This window comes from Methylobacter sp. (assembly GCF_023227905.1).
Lineage (GTDB): Bacteria > Pseudomonadota > Gammaproteobacteria > Methylococcales > Methylomonadaceae > Methylobacter_A.
Genome location: NZ_JALOCF010000001.1, coordinates 26,919 through 47,487, shown reverse-complemented (window position 1 = coordinate 47,487; position 20,569 = coordinate 26,919). Strand labels below are relative to the sequence as shown.

The following is a 20,569-nucleotide window of genomic DNA, read 5'->3' as shown; positions in this document are numbered from 1 at the left end:
ACTTCATGAAATGTGTTTTTTCGACTTTCGCCGAACTCGATCTTGAAGAAATCGCCGATTACATTGCCCGCGACAATCCGCGCCGTGCATTGTCGTTTATCGGCGAAATCCGTGAGCGTTGCCGCAATATAATCATGTTTCCAGAAGCCGCACCCTTGCGCGAGGAATTAGGGGCAGGTATTCGCGTTGTTCCTTTTGGCCGGTATTTGATTTTTTACACGGCATATACCGACCTAGTACGGATAGAGCGCATATTGTCCAGTTTCCGCCTTTTGTCGAGCGACTATTTTACAAATCTTAAGTGAAATCATATCGAGACAGCTGCTCGATAAACCAGTGCAAGACTTTGCCTTTACTGGTTGTTTTCCAGGCTATGTGAAGAGTCTCTGCCGGTATCGCGTCTTCTACCGGTAGCGCGATCAGCTGGCCTTGTTCAAGCAGGTGCTGAACCCGGTGGGCCGGTAAAAAGCCGACACCTAACCCCGAGCGCAAGGCATTAATTTTTTCTGACATTGACGGCACGCTTAACACCGGCCGCTTGCTGAATACCCTGTGGCTTTGCGGAGCCTGGTTTCTGGATGAATCCCTGACCACGATAAAACGGTGCTGTTCAATCTGCTGCCGGGATAGCGGCAGTTGCGCTTGGGTCAGCTGATGATCCGGCGCAACGGTGAAAACCCATTCGATCTGCCGGATTTTTTGGTATTTAATACCCTGATTTGATGCGGGTTCAACGCCTGCGCCTATGACCAGGTCAGCCCGGTTGCTGGTTATCGCTTCTTGCGCGCCGCCTAACACTTCCTCATAAATATTGATTTCAATATCCGGCAGTACCTCATAAAACCTCATTATTAACGGATAGATGAAGTCAAAACTTAAAATTGAATCTATCGCGATATTGAACACAGGTTCCCAACCGCTATGAGTTTTTTTGGTGGCGATAGCCAAGCGTTCAGTTGCTTCCAGAATCTCCCTGCCTTGTTCAAGCAACACTTTTCCGGCCTGGGTTAGTACGGCCTTTCTGCCTTCCTTGCGAAACAAAACCACATCAAGGTCCTGTTCCAGTTTCTGTACGGCATAAGAGATTGCCGAAGGCACCCGGAACAGTTCATTGGCTGCGGCGGCAAAGCTGCCTTTTCGGTCAATCGCATCCAGTACTTCCAGTGCGTCGAGGGTGATAGGATATTTCATGTTTTCCGTTCGTGTTTATTGTTGGCTACCAATTTAAGACGGGCTAAACAGGAGTGCAGGCTTCGCCTGCAAGAGCAAGCACCAAAAGTAGGCGCTCTAGGCGAAGCTTGCACTCCAAATGACGCTGTTAAGTTGATAGCTTTATTGTTCAGATATTTTGAATATATTAAGCAAAATCTATCGCTTTTTATTCTTTAGCGCAAATCTATAATGAACTTAAAGTTTCAAATTATTAGACATTTAGGAGATTATTATGAAAAAATTTATCAATAAAACACTTGCCTCCAACGCTGGCTGGGAAGCCGTTATCTTACGCGTTCCTATCGGCTTAATTCTGGCCGCGCATGGCAGTCAGAAATTATTCGCGTGGTTTGGCGGTTACGGCTTGGATGGAACCGGGCAATGGATGACATCGGTGGGCTTGAATCCAGGGTTCATTATGGCGTTATTGGCGGGCAGCGCCGAGTTTTTCGGCGGCGTCGCGTTGATGCTGGGCTTACTGACGCGCCCGGCGGCGACGATTAATGCGCTTACGATGCTGGTAGCGCTGTTTTGGGTGCATTGGGGCAAAGGCTTTTTTCTGGATACGCACGGCATTGAATACGCGCTGGCTTTATTATCGGCAAACGTAGCGCTGATATTTATCGGCGGAGGACGGTATTCGCTGGATCGCTATCTGTTGGATGCAAAACTATTGGGGGGTAACGATGAATAAGCGCACACGACAACTTGCAGCTGTTATTAACGGCCAAAACACCTCGGATGGGGCAGGCGTCAAACTGAAACGCATCGTCAGCCAGCAGCAGAAAAACGCTCTCGATCCTTTTATCTTGTTGGATGAGTTTGGGTCGGGTGAGCCGACGGATTACATCGGCGGTTTTCCCGATCATCCGCATCGCGGCTTTGAAACCGTGACGTATATGCTGGCAGGCGCGATGCGGCACCGCGACCATCTGGGCAATGAAGGGCATCTTCGGGCAGGCGATGTGCAATGGATGACCGCCGCGCACGGCATTATCCATTCGGAAATGCCGGAACAGGAAAACGGCTTGTTACACGGCTTTCAGTTATGGATTAACCTGCCTGCCAAAGAAAAAATGAAACCGCCGCATTATCAGGAGTTTGCCGCCGAAAAAATCCCTCATGTCGCCTTGACGGACGGAAGCTACATCAAGGTTATCGCCGGTGAATATGTGACCGAAGCACAAAAAATATCCGGCCCGGTGACAGGCATAACGACACGGCCGTTGTATTTCGATGTGCGGTTAAGTCCCCAGCAACAGCTGGATATACCGATAGACGAGCAGCATACGGTCTTGGTCTATGTTTACCAAGGCGGGCTGGCTATCGGCGCATCGGACAAGGTTTTAAAGGCCGGGCAATTGGGCCAGTTAATTAACGGCGATAACATACAGCTGGCAACACAGGATCAGCCAGCGCAATTTTTGGTGTTAGCGGCGCTGCCGTTAAAAGAGCCGGTGGTGCAATCCGGCCCGTTTGTGATGAACAGCAGCGAAGAGATCGAGCAGGCGTTCCGTGATTACCGTGACGGCGCCTTGACGCTGTAAATAAATTTATTTAAGCAAATTAAGGAGACAAACATGCAGCAAAAACCCGCACCAACCCGTGTAAAACTTCACGATATTATCCAGGCGCGTTGGAGTCCCAGAGCTTTTGATCATGGCAAGCCTGTCAGTCATGAAAATTTGCTGGCGCTACTGGAAGCTGCGCACTGGGCGCCTTCCTGTTTTAACGGCCAGCCGTGGCGTTTTGTGGTCTGTAATAAAGCCACCGATGAAACCGCTTGGCAACATGCGTTTACAACGCTGGCTGAAAAAAACAGGCGATGGGCCAAGAACGCGCCTGTTCTGATATTGTCTGTCGCCATGGATAATTTCAGCCATAACGGCCAACCGAATCGCTGGGCGATGTATGATACCGGGGCCGCCAGCCTCAGCTTATGCTTGCAGGCGACTGCGCTGGGATTGATTGTGCATCAGATGGGCGGCTTTGATACCGAAAAAGCCCGGGAGGTTTTTCATCTTCCCGGCGATTGCAAACCGATGGCAATGATGGCCGTCGGCTATCAGGCCGATGTGGATGTGCTTGATGAGGATTTTAAGGAAGCTGAATTAGGGGCACGCTCTCGGGTGGCATTGAATGAACAGTTTTTTGCAGGTCAATGGGGTAGGGGGATTGAATAATGTGTTCAGGGCTCCGGCCATTACTCATCGGTTTCGTCAGCAGGCGTTTCACCCCCGCTGCTACGCAATGTGGTGACAGTTCGGTGTAACCGCCGCAGGCTGTCTTCAAGGTTTACTATATCCTCCGGAGTGTAATCTGCAAATATCCGGTTAATGAACGCCAGATGCTCTGGAAAAGTGCGTCTGTACAAGTCCTCACCAGCCGCCGTCAGTCGTACAATCTGACTGCGGCCGTCCGTTTCCGAAGCAAGTCGTTGAACCAGTCCTTTGTCCTCCAGTCGGCCGATCACGCCGGTTAAGGTCCCTTTGGTAATTAAAGTTTTCTCGCCCAGTTTCTTGAAGGTCATGCCGTCTGTATCACCTAAGGTAATAATAATATCGTATTGCGGCAGCGTCAGATCCAGCGTGTAAACATGGTTGGCGGCATAGGCTAAAAAAGCTTGATGTGTTCGTAGTAGCTCGCGCAATACGCTTGGAAATGTCGATGTAGAATTCATTTTATAAGGCCAATAGTTTTAGTTAGTACTAAATGATAGCCCTAACTAAATTTAACCTCAAGATTTTTAATGATTAACTGATGTTACGCAGTTGTTCGGATTTAGACTGCATTAGCATTTTGATTATTAAAGCGTCGCTGCCGCGACGGTTTATTTTTAATCGGGTTCTCGCACCCGAGGGCGAGTTACTTTCTTTTGCTTCGCCTCGGCAAAAGCTCCGGTGCTCGGCGCGGCATACGGGCAAAAAACATCCGTGCGTAATATCAGTGATTAATAAACGCTTCGGTTGCACTTTGGATATTGTCAACGTGCATGTCAATCGTCAATAAAGGCCGGCAGCGAATGAGCGGTGATCATTTACAGCAGATGCATTACACCTGTCTTAAAGACGGGATATTTTATTTTACAACTCAATCTATTGGCTTATGCATCGGGCGACTTTAAACATTTTCGGCAAGACTTGCCGGTCATGCGGCTTTAGTTTAACGAGTTCAACGACTGATGCATCTTGTAAGGAATTAGGGCTAATAGGTTGATAAATAAAACCTACTTCTATACTCGGGAATAGTAGAACAGCAAGAAAAAGTAAGCTTTATAAAAAATAGTTCTTATTAGAACAAAAAGTAGTTCTAATAAGAACTAAATCTGCTAGACTATATCCATACCTGCTGATGAACCTGAATCTTCCTGAACAAGATCATGCACCGGCCGGTTAATATCCTGTTTATCTACTGTGAGGTTTACCCCATGAACACATTCAAAAAAATCATAATTTCTTTAGCTATGGCCGCAATGACATCAAGCGCTTTTGCGGTAGCCAATCCATCCTATGAAGACGTTAGGGCGGCGATCGACAATACGCTTGCCAAAGTGGAAGAGGCTAAAGCTGCCTTGGACAGTGGCGCGAATAACGAAGCGGTTATCGATATGGTGACCGATGCCCGCCAATTGCAAAAAGACATTTCCAATAACGTGCTGGATTTAAAACGCAACCAGGCCAGTAACGTGTTGAAGCAAGTGCGTACAGCGCTAATGAACAATGAACCGCAGGCGGCAAAAGAGTCTTTGGCGGATGCGTTGAATCGCTATAAGGAAATCAAGCAGCTTTATGCAGCTAATCACTAAGCAAGAAGGTGGAAATACCGTCAGGTCGGCTGATTTAAACTAAGCTGCAAACTGAACCCTTATCCGGAGTTTCCGGGTAAGGGTTTTTTGCATGTGCGGTTTCGTGGGATTAATAGCGTGCATCTAGCGTAAATTAATCAGCGCCATCAATTGCTCTTCATCAACCGGTCTATCTAAGCAGCAATCAAACCCGGCATCCAGCGCTTCCGCTTTTTGATGGTCGAAAGCGAAAGCGCTGATAGCGGCAGTTTTTAGGGGATTATGCTGTTTTCTTAGAATCCTCACCATTTCCAGCCCCGACATGACCGGCATGTTAAGATCGATGAGCGCGAATTTATAGCGGTTTTGGTTAATGAATTGCAGGGCTTCTGCACCGTCACCGGCGGCGTCAACTTTGTAGCCGTTCAGTTCAAGCATGTTGGTCAGTATCAACCGGTTTATTTCACTGTCATCGGCAATCAAAATGCGGTTCTCGGCGATGACTTGGCTCTGATGATGTTTTATAGCCTGTTTTATCCGCATAATTGACGACGCATTCAATTGCGCCGTTCTATTATGATCCATGCATAATGCGCCTCTAAAACCCAGGTAGTCGGGTTGGTAAGACATCAATTCGGCTATGTCGTCGAGTCTTAGCGATCCGGCCAGCCCGCAGAGCATGGACCGGTCTTTTGCCAGCCCGGCAAATCGAGCTATGTCGGCCTTGGTCATGACCTGAGTCAAGGAGCCGCGGCTTTTATCCATGGTATCGAGCATCACGCCTTTGAAACCGGCATTTTTTAGCGAAGCTATGATTGCAATATCCGGTTGGGTATCAGCGAATAACACGGCTATCAAGTTGATTGTTCTCGATAACGTGGCGAGTTTTTCAAGGGTTCCCTGCCAGTCGTCGCCGGGAAAAAAGCCGATTTTGACATAATCGACGCCGGTTTCGGCCATCGCTTGGGTTGCTTGGTAAACAATTTCGGGCTGCATCGGCAGGTCGCCAATGGTCGCACTGACAGGGCAGCGGCCATTGATTTCATCAACAATGCTTTTGACCAGATCGGTTTCAAGCGCGCCTAAAGCGCCCAAGGCAGGTTGCTTCAGGTCGATAATGTCGACGTTCGCGCTTAATGCCTGCAAGGCTTCTTCTACGCTGTTAACGCTGGCGAGCATTCCTGTCATGGCTTGGCCTCAGCGATTGTTGCGCCTGCTTCCGGCTGGCTCGCAACATAGGCGATATGTTTTTCAATGATCGTCATTAGCCAACCCCAGGCTTCCAGTTCCCGGCCGCCTGCCGTTTTTTCGAGGCCGATACGCAGATAGTCGAGTTCCGCCTGTATTTTTTCCAGTGGCAGCATGTTCAGACGGCTGACCAGAATCGCTGCTTCCAGTACCGAATATTGGGCTCGGTTAAAGCCTTTAAAAGGCGCATGGTTAACGGTATGTACGGCTTTGCAGAATAACTTGGGCCGGGTTTCGTCGTCCTCGACGCGAACCAGTTCGACTTCGGTATGCGCCAACGCGCAGTCAAGCACTTGGCCGTTGATTTTTTCCGCCGCTTTTAGCGGCCAGTCGCGCCGCCCGGTCAGGCATCCGGCAAAGACCCGGACGTCATCGCAATAGTTGATGACGGCGGTTTTGCTTTCCAGCAAGTTGTTCAGCGTGGTTGAAGGCCGGAACGGCAGGATGATAAATTCGTCTCCGGCTGTTTGCGTATGAACGCCCATCGGCGCAATATGCGCCACGCCTGAACTGTTTTGGGTGATGACGATGGTTTCTTGAATCATTGGTAATTTCTTATTAAAACAGGCAAATCAAAAATGATTAAAAAATTATCACCACGAAGACACGAACGACTGCACGGATGCAGGAGGTAGAGCAACGCAGGGAGTAGTTGCCGAGGACACGAAGTTTTATTTCTTCGTGTCCTTCGTGTCTTCGTGGTGAATAAAAAGCTGTTAATCACCTGTTTAGCAGCAGTTGGCTCCGCCTGCGGGTAATGAAAGGATGTAATCATTAGTGCTTTTTTAATGTGGTTCCGGCCGGTTTAAAGGTGTGCAGGTCAACGGTGGATTCTGCGCTTTCGGTTGCGCAGCCCCATTGCAACGCCTGATCCTGGGTATAGCGCTTGCCCAATTGCCAGGCTATTTCAGCGCGGGCCAGTTCAACGCCCAGATAAAAAGCATGACCGCCGTCGGTCTCAACGTGCAGCTTCGGAAACAGGTCGAACGGATCGGTGGCGCTGTGCAGGCCGTCGCGGTTGAAAATATGCACGCCTTCGGCGCTGATTTGGACGCGGTAACTGGGGTCTTTGATTTGTCCGGACAGTTCCTTGATTTCTTCCAATGAATAAGGAAAGGGTGAAGTTTCATGCAAAGCCATTAAGCCGGGATCGATATGCTTGGGCAGCATCTCATGCTCTTTGGCGGCAAACATGATGCGGCGGGCAAGGTCAGCTTCCTTGACGGCCCGGCAGGCATGTTTGCTGACTTGGGTTGCCAGAATACTGTTGATGTTGAGCTCCGAGCAGATGCCCAGCAGCAAGGCATTCATGCCCACGGTGTCGGCATGGGTCAGTTCGGTGATGTTGCCGACGCCCAGCATCATTTCGATATCGGGATGGTTTTTCCTGACTTCATGATAGCGCACGAGGGACTGCGTGAAGCCAAAATGCAGCGGGTCTAAAATCGGGTCGACGATGAAATCGCGGTTTTTTGCCTGCATGGCGTTAATAGCTCTATCCAGCGATGCCAGGTCTTCATGCTTTTCAGGAATTAAAATCGGCGTTGCCGCGACTTCATCGGCAACCCACAAGGTGCTTTCGTGCAGGCTGAGCATGTAATCGGCGCCCGCCTTACCGCCTCTGAGCAAATCTTCCGTTTCAAGCGAGTCGATGCTGACGGTGAAACCTTCCTGTTTCAAGGTGCGGATAATATCCTCCATATGCGGAAAATCGGTGCTTGGCAGGCAACCGATATCGATCACATCCGCGCCGTTGTGTTTGTAGTAATAAGCGCGTTGAACGGCTTCATCGACGCTGATATTGGGCGCATCGACGATTTCGGCAAAGATTTTGACGCTGTAATTATTTAAATCGATCTTGTGCGCCGCTTGGCCGAAAAACATCGGCAAGTCTTTGAGTTCCTCCGGACCGCGCTCAATCGGCAGGCCCATGTCTTTGGACAAGGCTTCCAGGTCGCCGCGGCAACGGCCGGGCACCAGTATCCGGTCTGCGCCGAAAGTGTCGGTCAGGCGGCGGCCGATCATGTCCGCGGTCATCAAGGCGGCGACCTTAAGTCCCAGTTCATGCACGGTATAGGTGAATTCCGGCTGCATTTTTTCGAGGATGCTATGCAGCTGTTTTTCCGCCAGCCTGCCGGTAAGGAAGAGGATATGTTCGCTCATGTTAACGATTTTAGCCGTTCTTTAACTGTGATAGTCAATTCATCGACACTTTCAACGACGGTCGTGTATTCAAAGCTGCGTAATTTGTCCGTGCCTTCCAGGTCGATTTTACGCGGATAAACCATGACTTTTCCACCCGGCGCAGTGGTTTCCATTTCCGGCGCTATGTCGCAAGGGTAAACAATGCTCGGAACTCTGCATTTTCCCGCCTGTGAATAAAGATTGGTGACCAGCGAGTCGGCAATGCCCAGCACGCATTTGGCAATCGTATTCGACGTGGTCGGCGCCATCACAAAGGTGTGGTAGTAACCCTTATAGAAATGCCCAACCGGCGGCGCTGAAGCTGTTTTATCGCGGTACACCGGCATTTTTTTGCGTATGTCATTGAGGCTGATGCCGTACATAAGCAACACTTCTTCTCCGGCCTGACTGAGGTACAAATCAACATTGTTCAGAGTCATCAGGAAGTCCAGGCATTCTTCTATATAATGACCGGATCCGGTGATGGCCCAGGCTAATCGTGGCTTATCCATTAAATTTAGTTAGAGTCGAAAACATTTGGTTATTATACATGAATCAATATGCCGATTTCGTACACAGGAGTTTTTAGGGAATGTTCAGTCAAGTCAAGCGTCGAGCCGGTATAGACACTATCCATGGTGGCAGACCGCTGATTATGGGGATTTTAAATGTAACGCCGGATAGTTTTTCCGATGGCGGCAAATTTTCAGGCCTCAATGCGGCTTTGCAACAGGTTGAACGGATGCTGTCCGAAGGCGCCGATATGATCGATATCGGCGGCGAGTCAACCCGTCCGGGCTCCGACCCGGTTGCGGCCGGAGAACAGATTCAGCGGGTCGTTCCGGTGATTCAGGCGATCAGGCAACAAGGAAGCGATGTTTTAATCAGTATCGATACAACCTTGAGTAAAGTGGCCAAAGCGGCGCTGGATGCCGGAGCCGATATTATCAATGATGTTTCAGGAGGCAAGGATGACGCGGCCATATTGACGCTGGCGGCTCAAACCGGCGTGCCTATTATTTTGATGCACAGCCAGGGGGCCCCAAAAACCATGCAGGACAACCCGCACTATGACAATGTCGTGCAGGATGTGATCGATGCCCTGGATGAGCGCGTTAATGCAGCGTTAAAGGCAGGCATTAAAAAAGAAGCTATTGCCATTGATCCGGGCATAGGATTCGGCAAACGCAAGCAGGACAATTTGGATTTGCTGGCGCATCTGGATGCGTTAGTGGCAATGGGGTATCTGGTTCTGCTAGGCACCAGTCGCAAGCGCTTTATGGGCACTATTTGCGACGTGTCTGAGCCTTCGGAATTGGTTACAGCCACCGCAGTGACTACGGCTTTAGGCGTTATGGCCGGCGTGCGAATGTTCCGGGTGCATGATGTCAGGGAAAACCGGCAAGCAGCGGATGTGGCTTGGGCCATTAAACAGAGCAGATAGGGTGGCAGGTTTTTCTGCCCACCGTTTACAATTATTCCCTATTTATCAGGTTTCACTTATAGTCACTTTGACTGCTTAGGCCTGGATGAGGTTCTCCTACAGGGCGATAATCTCCCTCAGATAAATAGGTAAATAACATCGGCAGTAATACAAGTATGGCTAAAACCAACGCCACACCGCCGATGGCTATTAAAAGTGACTTAAAGTTCCCCGTAGTTTCTAAATCATCGTCTGAATCCTTTGAAAACTGGGGTTGGTCTTTTTTGTTGGAAGGGTCGTTTTGGTTTGACATAATAATCTCCCGGTAACTTATTGAAAGAATTGATGAAATGTCACCATATATTTACAACTGGTCGTTGTCATCCTAGTCCCATCATGAACTTGCTGCAACTATTTAATTTTTTATAAAACAACACAGTAGATAAGGTTGAGGATGCCTTTCTGTTAATTTCGCTTGTCTTGCATCGACAAAATTTAATTATTAATCAAGATAATTGTTTAAGATTTATAATTGCCGCCATTGCGGTTGCGAAAAATGCTCCGGGCTTAGCTACAGTGATTATTTTCCAGTGTAACCGCGCTGTCGATTCAGGCTGGGAGCGTGGGATGCCGAATCAGCAATACATCAAAAGCGAATAGGATAAAAAGTTACATGAGATTAATGGCCTTGGAAGTGAGCGATTAATGACCAAACAAGAAAAATCCCTAACGATGACGGTCTTGATGACGCCGGATATGGCCAACTTTTCCGGCAACGTTCACGGGGGATCTTTATTGAAACTGCTGGATCAGGTGGCTTATGCCTGTGCGGCAAAATATTGTAAAAAATACGTGGTAACCGCGGCGCTCGATCAGGTGTTTTTTAAACAACAGGTTAATGTCGGTGAGCTAGTTACTTTTTATGCGCATGTTAATTATGTTGGCTATTCATCGATGGAAATCGGCGTTAAGGTTTTTGCCGAGGATTTAAGAACCGATGAAAAAAGGCATACCACGTCCTGTTATTTTACGATGGTGGCGATGGATGATAACGGAAAAACTGTGGAAGTTCCTCGATTGCAACTGGATAATGATGCGGAAATAAAACTTTATGAAGCGGCAAAAATGCGCAAAAAACTACGCCAGGAAAATCTGGAGAAAAATCGTGCCATGCATGTGGAGTTATTGAAAGGTGAGTTGTAAGTTATGATTATGCAGGGAAATTTTGAACAACTGCCGTTAAAGGATTTTGCCGAAAAAGCCTACCTGGACTATTCCATGTATGTGATTTTGGACCGGGCTTTGCCGCATATCGCCGATGGCTTGAAACCGGTGCAGCGGCGTATCGTTTATGCAATGTCCGAGCTGGGTCTGACGGCAACGGCCAAGTTTAAGAAATCGGCCAGAACCGTCGGTGACGTGCTGGGTAAATATCATCCGCACGGCGATTCCGCCTGCTATGAGGCCATGGTATTGATGGCGCAGGATTTTTCCTACCGCTATCCGTTGGTTGACGGGCAGGGCAACTGGGGCTCGCCGGACGATCCCAAGTCTTTTGCCGCAATGCGTTACACTGAATCCCGCCTGACTGCTTATGCGCAAACCTTGTTGAGCGAGTTGGGGCAGGGTACGGTCGACTGGGCGGATAATTTCGACGCCACCCTGAAAGAGCCGGTGTTATTACCTGCGCGATTGCCCAATATATTGCTGAACGGCACCATGGGCATTGCGGTCGGCATGGCTACCGATATACCGCCGCATAATCTGCGTGAAGTCGCCAATGCCTGTATCCAGCTGCTGGATGATCCAAGCAGTACCTTGGAAACGCTGTTTACCCATATCAAAGGCCCTGATTATCCGACCGATGCGGAAATCATTACTTCGGCTGACGAAATACAAAAAATGTATCTCAGCGGCGGCGGTTCGATAAAAATGCGCGCCAAATATGAACAGGAAGACGGCAATATCGTCATTACCGCGCTGCCGCACCAAGTTTCCGGCGCCAAACTGATGGAGCAAATCGCCGCGCAGATGCTGGCGAAAAAATTGCCGATGATTGAAGATTTGCGGGATGAATCGGATCATGAAAATCCGACCCGTCTGCTGGTCATTCCGCTCGAAACGGATCGACGTGGATGAAGTTATGTCGCATTTGTTCGTCACGACCGATCTGGAAAAAAGCTATCGCGTCAATATGAACATGATCGGACTGGACGGTCGGCCCAAGGTTAAAGGGCTTAGAGACATACTGGTCGAATGGCTGACGTTCCGTACCGATACCGTGCGCAAACGCCTGCAATACCGGCTCGATAAAGTGCTGGCGCGGTTGCACATTCTCGATGGTTTGTTGATCGCCTACCTGAATATCGATGAAGTCATCGCGATTATCCGCAATGAAGACCATCCCAAACCGGTGCTGATGGAGCGCTTCGGCATTACCGATATTCAGGCCGAAGCGATACTGGAATTGAAGTTAAGGCATCTGGCCAAGCTCGAAGAGATGAAAATCCGCGGCGAGCAGGACGAACTGGAAAAGGAACGCGCCGCGCTGGAAAAAACGCTGGGCTCGCCGCGCTTGTTGAACCGCCTGATCAGGAAAGAGCTTGAGCGCGATGCGGAGAAATACGGCGATGATCGCCGTTCGCCGATTGTTGCCAGAGAGGCTGCGCAGGCATTGGAAACGACAGCGTTAATAAGCAATGAGCCGTTAACTGTTATCCTGTCGCAAAAAGGCTGGATCAGGGCCGCAAAAGGCCATGATATCGATGTCGCAAGCTTAAGTTACCGTTCCGGCGACAGCTTTCTGGATGCAGTCAAATGCCGGACCACGCAGCCAGTCTATATTTTGGATTCCACCGGGCGGGCTTACAGTACCGCGACACACGACCTGCCGTCGGCCAGAACTCAGGGTGAACCGTTGACCGGGCGGCTCAATCCGCCGCCGGGTTCGTTATTCGTGCATCTTCTGGCCGGCCAACCGGACGACTGGTATGTGCTTGCCAGCCATTTCGGTTATGGATTCCGGGTTCAGCTCAAAGAGTTATTAAGCAAAAACAAGGCGGGCAAGCAGTTGATCACGCTGCCTGATGGCGCCAAAGTGTTAAAACCGATCCCGATACGCAGTGAAGCCGATTCGCTTGCTGTTGTGACTTTGCAAGGCCGTCTGCTGGTTTTTCCGGTGGCGGAATTGCCCGCTTTGGCGAAAGGTAAAGGCAATAAGCTGATTCAAATACCGACAGCTGACCTGACGGCTGGAAAGGATTATGTGGTCGCGTCGGTAGCGCTACCTGAAAACGGCCAACTGAAAATCATAGCCGGCAAGCGACAACTGACGCTTAAAGGCGCGGATATTGAGCATTATTCGGGCAACCGTGCCAAACGAGGGTTGGCATTACCTCGAGGCTTTCAGCGGGTTGATGGTTTGGAGTGTGAGCAATGAAGAAAGCTTTGGAAACTATCGGCTTAAACCGGCCGGTTTGTTAGATAATTGCCTGTAATAGAGGTTAAGCGCCTTGGAAAATTTAATTAAAGAAATAGTCAATGATCCCAAGTTTTCTCAAGGGCTCGCTTGGAAACGTTGGTATTTTCGTGCAGATGATGTCATCGTTAAGGAAGGCGACGTGGCCAAGTCCCTGTTTTTCATTGAGGATGGTCAATTACGAGTGTCTGTGCATGTGGAACTGGAAGAACGCCGGAACGTAAAAACGGGAGTCAGCGATTTGAAGAAGGGGGATATTTTTGGTGATACCTGCCTGCATGAGTCATCTGTGCGAACCGCGTCTGTTACCGCCATTACCGATGGCTGTGTATTGGAAATTAACGGAGAAAAGCTTAGCGGGTATCTGGATGCCCATCCCATTAAAGGCTATGCTTTTTACAAGAAGATGTTTGAAATACTTTTTAAACGCTTGGACAATGGCAATCGCAGGATTGAATATCTTTTAGCTTGGGGGCTTAAAGCACGACGTTCTGCTGAAAAATCAATTCCAATTTTCCGGAAAATCTAGCATGGGCTGTTCATTTTTTATTAGCCGTTTTCAGTCTAACGATAAGGCGGCGGTAATCATCTTCATTTAATGCGTCGTTGACTATAAGCACGGACTGCTTATGGGCATTTTTATTAAAATGCAAAAATATCGCGAATAGGGTAATGACTGTTGAATTCAGTATTTGGATCGGTTTGAAGTCATTATCGCTGGCTATTTCCCAACCCGATGTTTCGGAGTGTTTGATGACGTACTGATCGCTTTTCAGGCGCGCCAACACAAAGTAAAGATGCAGGCCAATCCCTATGACCAGAGCCAATTTGACGATAACCGGCAAGGCATTGGCAATGCTTGAAGCCAACGCCAGCAGATGCATAGTAACCAGCACCTGCTTTAAGCGTCTGGATGGCTGAAGTTCTACCGATAATGGGAGTTCGTGTTTTTTGGGCAAGTGGGTGCTCCTTGTTTTTTTCTATGATAATACGTGTGTTTCAATGCAATACAAATAACCCGATAGGTTTTTTGTCTTTGTGCAAACAGCGATATAATCAAATTCTCTAAAATCCATTATTTTTTGCTGATGAACCTTAACTGGAAAAATCTCCTGCTTTCTAAAAACGCTGTATTTGACAACGATGATAACGTTGTTTTTCCGTCACCTGAGCATAAGGGTAATAAATTTATTTACCCAATTACCTACCTCGGGGTTTTGATGGTTTCAGGAGTTGATGCGGCAAAATTCCTGCAAGGCCAAATTACCTGCAATATTAACGACATAACCGATATAAAAAGCAGCCTTGGCGCGATGTGCAATCCCAAGGGTCGGGTGATTACTACTTTTTTGCTGGTTAAAAACGGCGATGCTTTTTTGATGATTCTGCCCATGGAATTATTGGCCCCCGTGAAAAAAAGGCTGCAAATGTACGTGTTGCGGTCGAAGGTAACCTTAACCGATAGCTCGGATGAGTTATGTTTAATCGGCTTGCACGATGAGTCCTTGCGGTCCGGCGGCGCACAGGAACAACGCTTTGCAACAAGCAAGCAGGACAATATAGTTGTTGATTTTCAAAATCGCAGCTTGATTGTTGCCGAGGTTGATAACGCTCAGGGGTTCTGGGAAGAACAGGTTAAGTTAGGCTTCCAGGCTGAAGGTTCAGCGCAATGGCGCTATCTTGATCTGCTTTCAGGGATTCCCTGGCTTAGTGCGGAAACATCGGAAGAGTTTATTCCGCAAATGCTTAATCTGGATAAGTTGGGCGGCATTAGTCTTACCAAGGGATGTTATACCGGTCAGGAAATTGTTGCCCGGACTCATTATCTTGGCAAGACCAAAAGAGCAATGTTTCTCGCCGAATGTGCTGTCTTGACACCTCCCGAGCCTAACACAGCAATCATCGATGACAGCACAGGCGCAGAACAAAGCGTAGGTAAAGTGCTGTATGCGCAAAAAGGGCTGGATGCTTGCAAGATGCTGGTTGTCCTGCAAAGTGATGTTGATACCAATGCTGATAATTTGAAGCTAAAAAATCATAACCAAGATAAAATTACGTTATTAACCTTATAATTTTGGAGTGTATTTTTATCCAAAGATACACCGAGAATGCAATTTACTTACGTTACACAGGCTGATTGGGAATATTCCGGACCTTAGGGATAGCCTGAATGGATGGAAAAATCGCACCCGCGGAGGGTGAATTATTTGTTCTACCTCTTACCAAGCCCGGATTTTTGCTAACACTGAAATATTGGAAATTGCCTGAAGCGTGTTCTCCTAAAAATGTTGGAAACTTATGATTAATACCGAAGCAGCCGCCCGTTTCCGCCGATTGGGCACGATTACAATTTTTGCCGTTTATTTTGTCATTTTAGTGGGCGGAATAGTAAGAGCATCAGGGGCAGGCATGGGCTGCCCCGACTGGCCGACTTGTTTTGGGCAGTGGGTGCCGCCTACCGACGAATCCCAGTTACCTGCCAATTATCACGAGATTTATGCACAACGCGGTTATGAAAATACCCAGTTCAATCCGGTAAAAACCTGGACCGAGTACACCAACCGGTTGGTTGGCGTAACGATTGGGTTTTTGATTTTCCTGACCGCCTGGTCGTCGCGGATTTATCTTAAAACAGACAAAACCATTTTTTATTTGGCGGTTAGCGTGTTTTTGCTGGTCGGGTTTCAAGGATGGCTGGGCTCTACGGTTGTGGCGAGTAATCTTAAGCCCTTGATGATCACCTTGCATATGTTGCTGGCTTTGTTCATCGTCGCATTGCTTATTTATACGATTGCCCGTTCGCAACGGGACGTCATCGCCCGGATTGATGTTCGACCGCTGCCGGATAAATTTAAAACCGTTTTGATCGCAGCAATGGTTATGACCCTGTTACAAGTCGCTATGGGGACGCAGGTCAGGGAGGCGGTAGATTTTATTTCTCATAATCATGCATATATCGAACGTCAATACTGGCGGGATGATTTTCCGATCATTTTCTATGTGCATCGCTCCTTCTCCTCGATTATTTTATTTACCAACCTTTGGTTGGTTTGGAAGATTGTCCGGTCTGTCGAAAGAAAAAGCTTGTTACGGCGTGTCGGAATAGCTTTAGCCGCTTTGGTGATCACGGCTATTATCGCAGGCATCAGCCTCGACAGGTTGGGCATGCCGCCAGTCGCCCAGCCGATACACCTGTTGATGGCTAATCTCATTTTCGGTGTGCAGTTTTTTCTTTTCACCTGCCTGAGGTATGCCTCGGCAATCGCTCCAGGCAGCGGCTCCACCTCATCCGCTCTTGAGAGCGCACCTTCTGGTCTAGCCACTATGGATCAGAAAACTGCCGCAAAACTGCCGGGGGCCGGTGCCGCCGAGTAAGCCGTCAAAAAACACGCTACGTTTATGATGTATACTGGCTGAGTAATACCATGAGGACATAAAACTGTTTTCGCGGTGAATAAAAGAACCGGCTCTGCCGTCGACTTTTATAATTTCCGTTAAAAGCCTTCATTGAAGGCGCAAAACAAATATAACTACCGGTTATCAATGACAACTCAAGCTCAATTTGCAAGTCTGCGTTTTTTAAGAGACTCGTTTAAATGTTTTTTACCAAATTCTCAAGCGGTTGCGCTGGCTGTCATTCTGATCGTCAGCTTTGTGCTGATTTATTCATTGTCCGGCTTGTTAATGCCGGTTTTTGTGTCGATTGTGCTGGCTTATCTGCTCGAAGGAATGGTAGGTAAGGCTGAAAGCATGAATGTGCCGCGCATGCCGGCTGTGTGTCTGGTGTTTTCAGTGTTCATGGCCTGTTTGATTTTTTTATTGTTTTATTTAATGCCGATTGTTTCGCAGCAGGCTGTCGAGCTTGTTCAACATATTCCGGAGATACTGAACAGGGCACAAACCGGAATTATGAGTTTACCGGAAATGTATCCGCAATTTGTCTCGGAAAATAAAATCCAGCAGATGATGTTTGCGGTACAGAGGGAATTGTTGACTTATGGGCAAAATATATTGTCGCATTCAGCGGCATCCGTTGTGGGCTTGGTCAGTGTCATGATCTATCTGTTTCTCGTGCCGATGATGGTTTTTTTCTTTTTAAAGGACAAACAGGTATTAATATCCTGGTTTTTGCAGTTTATGCCTAAAGACAGGAATTTGACTGTACGTGTTTGGGAAGAAGTCGATACGCAGATCGGTAATTATGTGCGCGGCAAGTTCGGCGAAGTTTTTATTCTCTGGGCTGTCAGTTATATAACTTACGCAATGATGGGCCTGAATTATGCCATGCTGCTGGCCGTTTTGATGGGCTTGCAGGTCATTATTCCTTATATCGGTGCTACATTGGTTACTTTCCCTGTTTTGGGAGTCGCTTTTTTCCAGTGGGGCTTAGGTGGCGATGAGTTTATGTATGTTGTTATTGCCTATTCAATTATTCAGGCGCTGGACGGCGTTGTATTAGTGCCGGTGCTGTTTTCTGAAGCGGTTAATTTACACGCCATCGCAATTATCGTCGCGATTTTGCTTTTTGGCGGTTTATGGGGCTTTTGGGGAGTGTTTTTGGCCATTCCATTGGCAACGGTTGTTAAAGCGGTGCTGAGCGCCTGGCCGCGGCTTGGCGATAACGGTCTGGGCGCAAATACTTAAGGGCTTTATTTCGGAGACTGCGTCTTCGCTTAATTTAGCCAATATTGTTTAAGCAGCGCTTACAACATGTCTGAAGCGTAATCGGCCAAGCGTGAGCGTTCGCCGCGACGCAAGGTGATATGCGCCCCATGCTGCCAAGTCTTAAAACGGTCTACAACATAAGTTAGTCCTGAGGTTGTTGCCGTTAAATAAGGGGTGTCGATTTGCGCCAGATTGCCGATACAGATGATTTTGGTTCCGGGGCCTGCCCGGGTTATCAGGGTTTTCATCTGTTTTGAAGTCAGGTTTTGAGCTTCATCAATGATCAGGTAGCGGTTGAGGAATGTCCGTCCACGCATAAAGTTAAGCGACCTGATTTTAACCCGGTTCATGATAATGTTACTGGTCGCGCTTTGTTCCCACTCGCTATGTTCCGTATTTTGGCCCAGCAGTTCAAGGTTATCAATTAACGCACCCATCCACGGCGCCATTTTTTCTTCCTCGGAACCGGGCAGAAAGCCTATGTCTTCACCGACCGGCATAGTTTCCCGGGTCATGATGATTTCCTGGTAGGTTTTGTTTTCCAGAGTTAAGGTAAGTCCTACGGCCAGGGCCAACAGGGTTTTGCCGGTGCCCGCCGTGCCCAATAAGGTAACAAAATCAATTTCGGGGTCGAGCAGGACATTGAGGGCGAAGTTCTGCTCCCGATTCTTTGCTGTAATGCCCCAAACATTGTTATGTTTTGCACGGTAATCCTTGGCCAATTCCAGTACTGCAATTTGTCCTTCACAAGACCTGACGATGGCTTCAAAATTGCTTTCGTCTTCTATGTACAAATATTGGTTGGGATACCATTCGGTAACTATGGGGTCTTCCAGTTTGTAAAATGTGCGGTTTTTTTCCTGCCAGGATTCCATTTTGGTGCCATGCATAGTCCAGAAATCTTTTTCCAGCGCCATTGCGCCGCTATACAGCAAGTCAATATCATCCAGGGTTTGATCGTTATGGTAGTCTTCCGCAAGCAGTTCCAAGGTCGCTGCCTTGATGCGCATGTTGATGTCTTTGGATACCAGGATTACATCGGTATCAGGCAATTCCTTGGTCAGTGCCAAGACGATTCTGAGTATGGAGTTGTCCGCCAAGGTGCCGGGCATACTTTCCGGCAGTAGCGCAGTCATCGTGCTGGTTTGGAAATATAAGCGTCCGCTGTCAGCTATTTCGGCTTTGGGGCCGTGTTTTATGCTTGACAGCGGCAGGCCGTCGTTGATGGTTTGTTGGTTGGCATCGTGGATTAATTCATCCAGAAACCTGCTGACTTGCCTGACATTGCGCGCCAGTTCTGTGAGGCCTTTTTTGGCATGATCCAGCTCTTCCAGAACAATCATCGGGATAAAAATGTCATGTTCCTGAAAACGGAAAATGGAGGCTGGATCATGCATCAGCACGTTGGTGTCCAGAACAAACAACTTTTTATCAGGTGATGATTGAATATTCATAGTTAGTCGCCTGTGAGTTCGTGTAAGACTTGCAGAACTTCTTCACAATGGCTTTTGACTTTTACTTTGCGCCATTCATGGACAAGCATGCCCTGGGGATCGATAAGAAAAGTGCTGCGTTCGATGCCTCGAACCTGCTTGCCGTACATGTTTTTCATTTTGATAACGTCAAACAACTGGCACAGCTTTTCATCCGAGTCTGAAAGCAGATCAAAGGGGAATTCCTGTTTGCATTTAAAGCCTTCGTGGACGCGTGCAGTATCACGGGATACGCCTACGATGACGGCATTGAGTGCGGTGAATTTTTCGATATTATCGCGAAAGCTTTGGCCTTCCTGAGTGCAACCGGGCGTATTGTCTTTGGGGTAAAAATAGATGACAAGGTATTTGCCTTGATAGTCACTTAGATTTACCGTTTTGTCGCCGGTAGATAAGGCCTCAAAATCGGGTACGGTGTCGCCGGGAGCTATCATTATTTTTTACCGTTTTATGGGTTCAAGAATGGCATCGATATTTAACTGATCGCAAAAATCCAGAAACTCTTCCCGTAGCGACAACAGGTGAAGTTGCGGCGGGATCAAAATGACAAACTTGGTTGAGAACACTGAGGTTTGAATATAGGGAGCCTGATAGCAGCTGCCGGTTATTTCCTCAATTTCTATCTCCCGATCAAACAGAAAGGAAGTAATAGATTCTGTGACATTATCACGATCCAGGGATATGGTTTCCAATGAGTAGGGAACGCACTCTTTGACCTTGTCTTTTTGATCGGGCCTTAAGGTGTGAATTTTAATGTCCAGCCGCCTCTGGATAATGTCCAAAGTGCTTTCAAACTTGGCGATTTGACTCCAATTGCCCTGAATAAGCAGGTATGCCGCAGTGGATTGAGCGAGACGGGATGATCTTATTTCCAGAATATTACATTTACAGTCGCGTACGGCGGGCAATATTTCGGCGATAAATTTAATCTGATGGTTGCCTAAGGCAGTGATGGCTAGTTGCATTTTTTTTCTTTGAAGTTTTTTTGAAAGTTTAGCATTAAATGGCTGAAACTTGATGAACATTAAGTTTATTTGGTATTAGAATGCTTAAAATCACTCTCTTGCCGATAAACACTGGAC

General features: G+C 47.9%; 22 protein-coding genes and 1 pseudogene. 12 read left to right on the top strand and 11 right to left on the bottom strand.

From position 1 onward, the window contains the following. Nucleotides 1-5: 5 nt before the first annotated feature. On the top strand, nt 6-305 hold the full coding sequence (locus tag M0R47_RS00255; protein WP_292548802.1) for a type II toxin-antitoxin system RelE/ParE family toxin: 300 nt from the start codon (nt 6-8) through the stop codon (nt 303-305). Here the strand turns inward: M0R47_RS00255 and M0R47_RS00250 are convergent. Then, nucleotides 298-1,191: a LysR substrate-binding domain-containing protein gene (locus M0R47_RS00250; RefSeq protein ID WP_292548799.1), complete on the bottom strand. Its 894-nt coding sequence runs from the start codon at nt 1,189-1,191 to the stop codon at nt 298-300. The genes M0R47_RS00255 and M0R47_RS00250 overlap by 8 nt on opposite strands. A gap of 253 nt (nt 1,192-1,444) precedes the next feature. On the opposite strand from M0R47_RS00250, the gene M0R47_RS00245 reads away from it, so the two are divergent. From M0R47_RS00245 to M0R47_RS00235, 3 genes are read left to right on the top strand one after another with little or no spacing between them, the layout of a single operon-like run. Further along, complete coding sequence (locus M0R47_RS00245; RefSeq protein ID WP_292548797.1) at nt 1,445-1,906, top strand: DoxX family protein; 462 nt, start codon at nt 1,445-1,447, stop codon at nt 1,904-1,906. Then, entirely contained in the window at nt 1,899-2,759 is an 861-nt protein-coding gene (locus M0R47_RS00240; RefSeq protein WP_292548795.1) for a pirin family protein, read from the top strand. The genes M0R47_RS00245 and M0R47_RS00240 overlap by 8 nt, the downstream gene beginning before the upstream one ends. A 33-nt stretch (nt 2,760-2,792) precedes the next feature. Beyond that, nucleotides 2,793-3,395: a nitroreductase family protein gene (locus M0R47_RS00235; RefSeq protein ID WP_292548793.1), complete on the top strand. Its 603-nt coding sequence runs from the start codon at nt 2,793-2,795 to the stop codon at nt 3,393-3,395. A gap of 20 nt (nt 3,396-3,415) precedes the next feature. Here M0R47_RS00235 and M0R47_RS00230 read toward each other — a convergent pair whose 3' ends face one another. Further along, a complete protein-coding gene (locus M0R47_RS00230) occupies nt 3,416-3,892 on the bottom strand; it encodes a MarR family transcriptional regulator (RefSeq protein ID WP_292548791.1) in 477 nt (158 codons plus the stop codon). 747 nt (nt 3,893-4,639) lie between these two features. Here M0R47_RS00230 and M0R47_RS00225 point away from each other — a divergent pair. Beyond that, entirely contained in the window at nt 4,640-5,017 is a 378-nt protein-coding gene (locus tag M0R47_RS00225) for a hypothetical protein (RefSeq protein ID WP_292548789.1), read from the top strand. 123 nt (nt 5,018-5,140) lie between these two features. On the opposite strand, the gene M0R47_RS21815 is transcribed toward M0R47_RS00225, so the two are convergent. The 4 genes from M0R47_RS21815 to M0R47_RS00200 form a co-directional block, all read right to left on the bottom strand. Further along, on the bottom strand, nt 5,141-6,184 hold the full coding sequence (locus M0R47_RS21815) for a (5-formylfuran-3-yl)methyl phosphate synthase (RefSeq protein WP_366513148.1): 1,044 nt from the start codon (nt 6,182-6,184) through the stop codon (nt 5,141-5,143). After that, nucleotides 6,181-6,789, bottom strand: coding sequence for a DUF447 domain-containing protein (locus tag M0R47_RS00210; RefSeq protein WP_292548787.1), 609 nt, complete (start codon nt 6,787-6,789; stop codon nt 6,181-6,183). Before M0R47_RS00210 ends, M0R47_RS21815 begins: the two co-directional genes overlap by 4 nt. Before the next feature lie 229 nt (nt 6,790-7,018). After that, complete coding sequence (locus tag M0R47_RS00205; protein ID WP_292548785.1) at nt 7,019-8,407, bottom strand: DUF6513 domain-containing protein; 1,389 nt, start codon at nt 8,405-8,407, stop codon at nt 7,019-7,021. Next, complete coding sequence (locus M0R47_RS00200) at nt 8,404-8,940, bottom strand: flavoprotein (RefSeq protein ID WP_292548783.1); 537 nt, start codon at nt 8,938-8,940, stop codon at nt 8,404-8,406. The genes M0R47_RS00205 and M0R47_RS00200 overlap by 4 nt, the downstream gene beginning before the upstream one ends. An 80-nt stretch (nt 8,941-9,020) precedes the next feature. Here M0R47_RS00200 and folP point away from each other — a divergent pair, with 80 nt between their 5' ends. Further along, a complete protein-coding gene (gene folP, locus M0R47_RS00195; RefSeq protein ID WP_292548781.1) occupies nt 9,021-9,872 on the top strand; it encodes a dihydropteroate synthase in 852 nt (283 codons plus the stop codon). Nucleotides 9,873-9,924: 52 nt separating this feature from the next. On the opposite strand, the gene M0R47_RS00190 is transcribed toward folP, so the two are convergent. Beyond that, entirely contained in the window at nt 9,925-10,164 is a 240-nt protein-coding gene (locus M0R47_RS00190; protein WP_292548779.1) for a hypothetical protein, read from the bottom strand. A 392-nt stretch (nt 10,165-10,556) separates the two neighbouring features. Between M0R47_RS00190 and M0R47_RS00185 the strand changes: the two genes are divergently transcribed. The 3 genes and pseudogenes from M0R47_RS00185 (at nt 10,557) to M0R47_RS00175 (ending at nt 13,858) form a co-directional block, all read left to right on the top strand. Then, nucleotides 10,557-11,054 (top strand): acyl-CoA thioesterase, encoded by a 498-nt coding sequence (locus M0R47_RS00185; RefSeq protein ID WP_292548777.1) that lies wholly within the window; start codon nt 10,557-10,559, stop codon nt 11,052-11,054. Nucleotides 11,055-11,057: 3 nt separating this feature from the next. Next, nucleotides 11,058-13,290, top strand: a pseudogene (gene parC / locus M0R47_RS00180) (DNA topoisomerase IV subunit A). A gap of 73 nt (nt 13,291-13,363) precedes the next feature. Beyond that, complete coding sequence (locus M0R47_RS00175; RefSeq protein ID WP_292548775.1) at nt 13,364-13,858, top strand: cyclic nucleotide-binding domain-containing protein; 495 nt, start codon at nt 13,364-13,366, stop codon at nt 13,856-13,858. Between the two features lie 10 nt (nt 13,859-13,868). On the opposite strand, the gene M0R47_RS00170 is transcribed toward M0R47_RS00175, so the two are convergent. Next, complete coding sequence (locus M0R47_RS00170) at nt 13,869-14,288, bottom strand: protein YgfX (RefSeq protein ID WP_292548773.1); 420 nt, start codon at nt 14,286-14,288, stop codon at nt 13,869-13,871. 129 nt (nt 14,289-14,417) lie between these two features. On the opposite strand from M0R47_RS00170, the gene M0R47_RS00165 reads away from it, so the two are divergent. From M0R47_RS00165 to M0R47_RS00155, 3 genes are all read left to right on the top strand, one after another. After that, the gene (locus tag M0R47_RS00165) at nt 14,418-15,401 is read left to right on the top strand and encodes a folate-binding protein (RefSeq protein WP_292548770.1); all 984 of its coding nucleotides are present in this window, start codon (nt 14,418-14,420) and stop codon (nt 15,399-15,401) included. Between the two features lie 226 nt (nt 15,402-15,627). Next, nucleotides 15,628-16,704, top strand: a complete 1,077-nt coding sequence (locus M0R47_RS00160) for a COX15/CtaA family protein (protein ID WP_292548768.1) — start codon at nt 15,628-15,630, stop codon at nt 16,702-16,704. A 168-nt stretch (nt 16,705-16,872) separates the two neighbouring features. Then, entirely contained in the window at nt 16,873-17,973 is a 1,101-nt protein-coding gene (locus M0R47_RS00155; protein ID WP_292548766.1) for an AI-2E family transporter, read from the top strand. Nucleotides 17,974-18,032: 59 nt separating this feature from the next. Here the strand turns inward: M0R47_RS00155 and M0R47_RS00150 are convergent, their stop codons facing one another. The 3 genes from M0R47_RS00150 to M0R47_RS00140 are packed head-to-tail and all read right to left on the bottom strand — an operon-like array spanning nt 18,033 to nt 20,452. After that, nucleotides 18,033-19,448 (bottom strand): PhoH family protein, encoded by a 1,416-nt coding sequence (locus tag M0R47_RS00150; RefSeq protein ID WP_292548763.1) that lies wholly within the window; start codon nt 19,446-19,448, stop codon nt 18,033-18,035. 2 nt (nt 19,449-19,450) lie between these two features. Beyond that, complete coding sequence (locus tag M0R47_RS00145; RefSeq protein WP_292548761.1) at nt 19,451-19,921, bottom strand: peroxiredoxin; 471 nt, start codon at nt 19,919-19,921, stop codon at nt 19,451-19,453. A gap of 6 nt (nt 19,922-19,927) precedes the next feature. Further along, a complete protein-coding gene (locus M0R47_RS00140) occupies nt 19,928-20,452 on the bottom strand; it encodes an ACT domain-containing protein (RefSeq protein ID WP_292548759.1) in 525 nt (174 codons plus the stop codon). Nucleotides 20,453-20,569 lie beyond the last annotated feature (117 nt).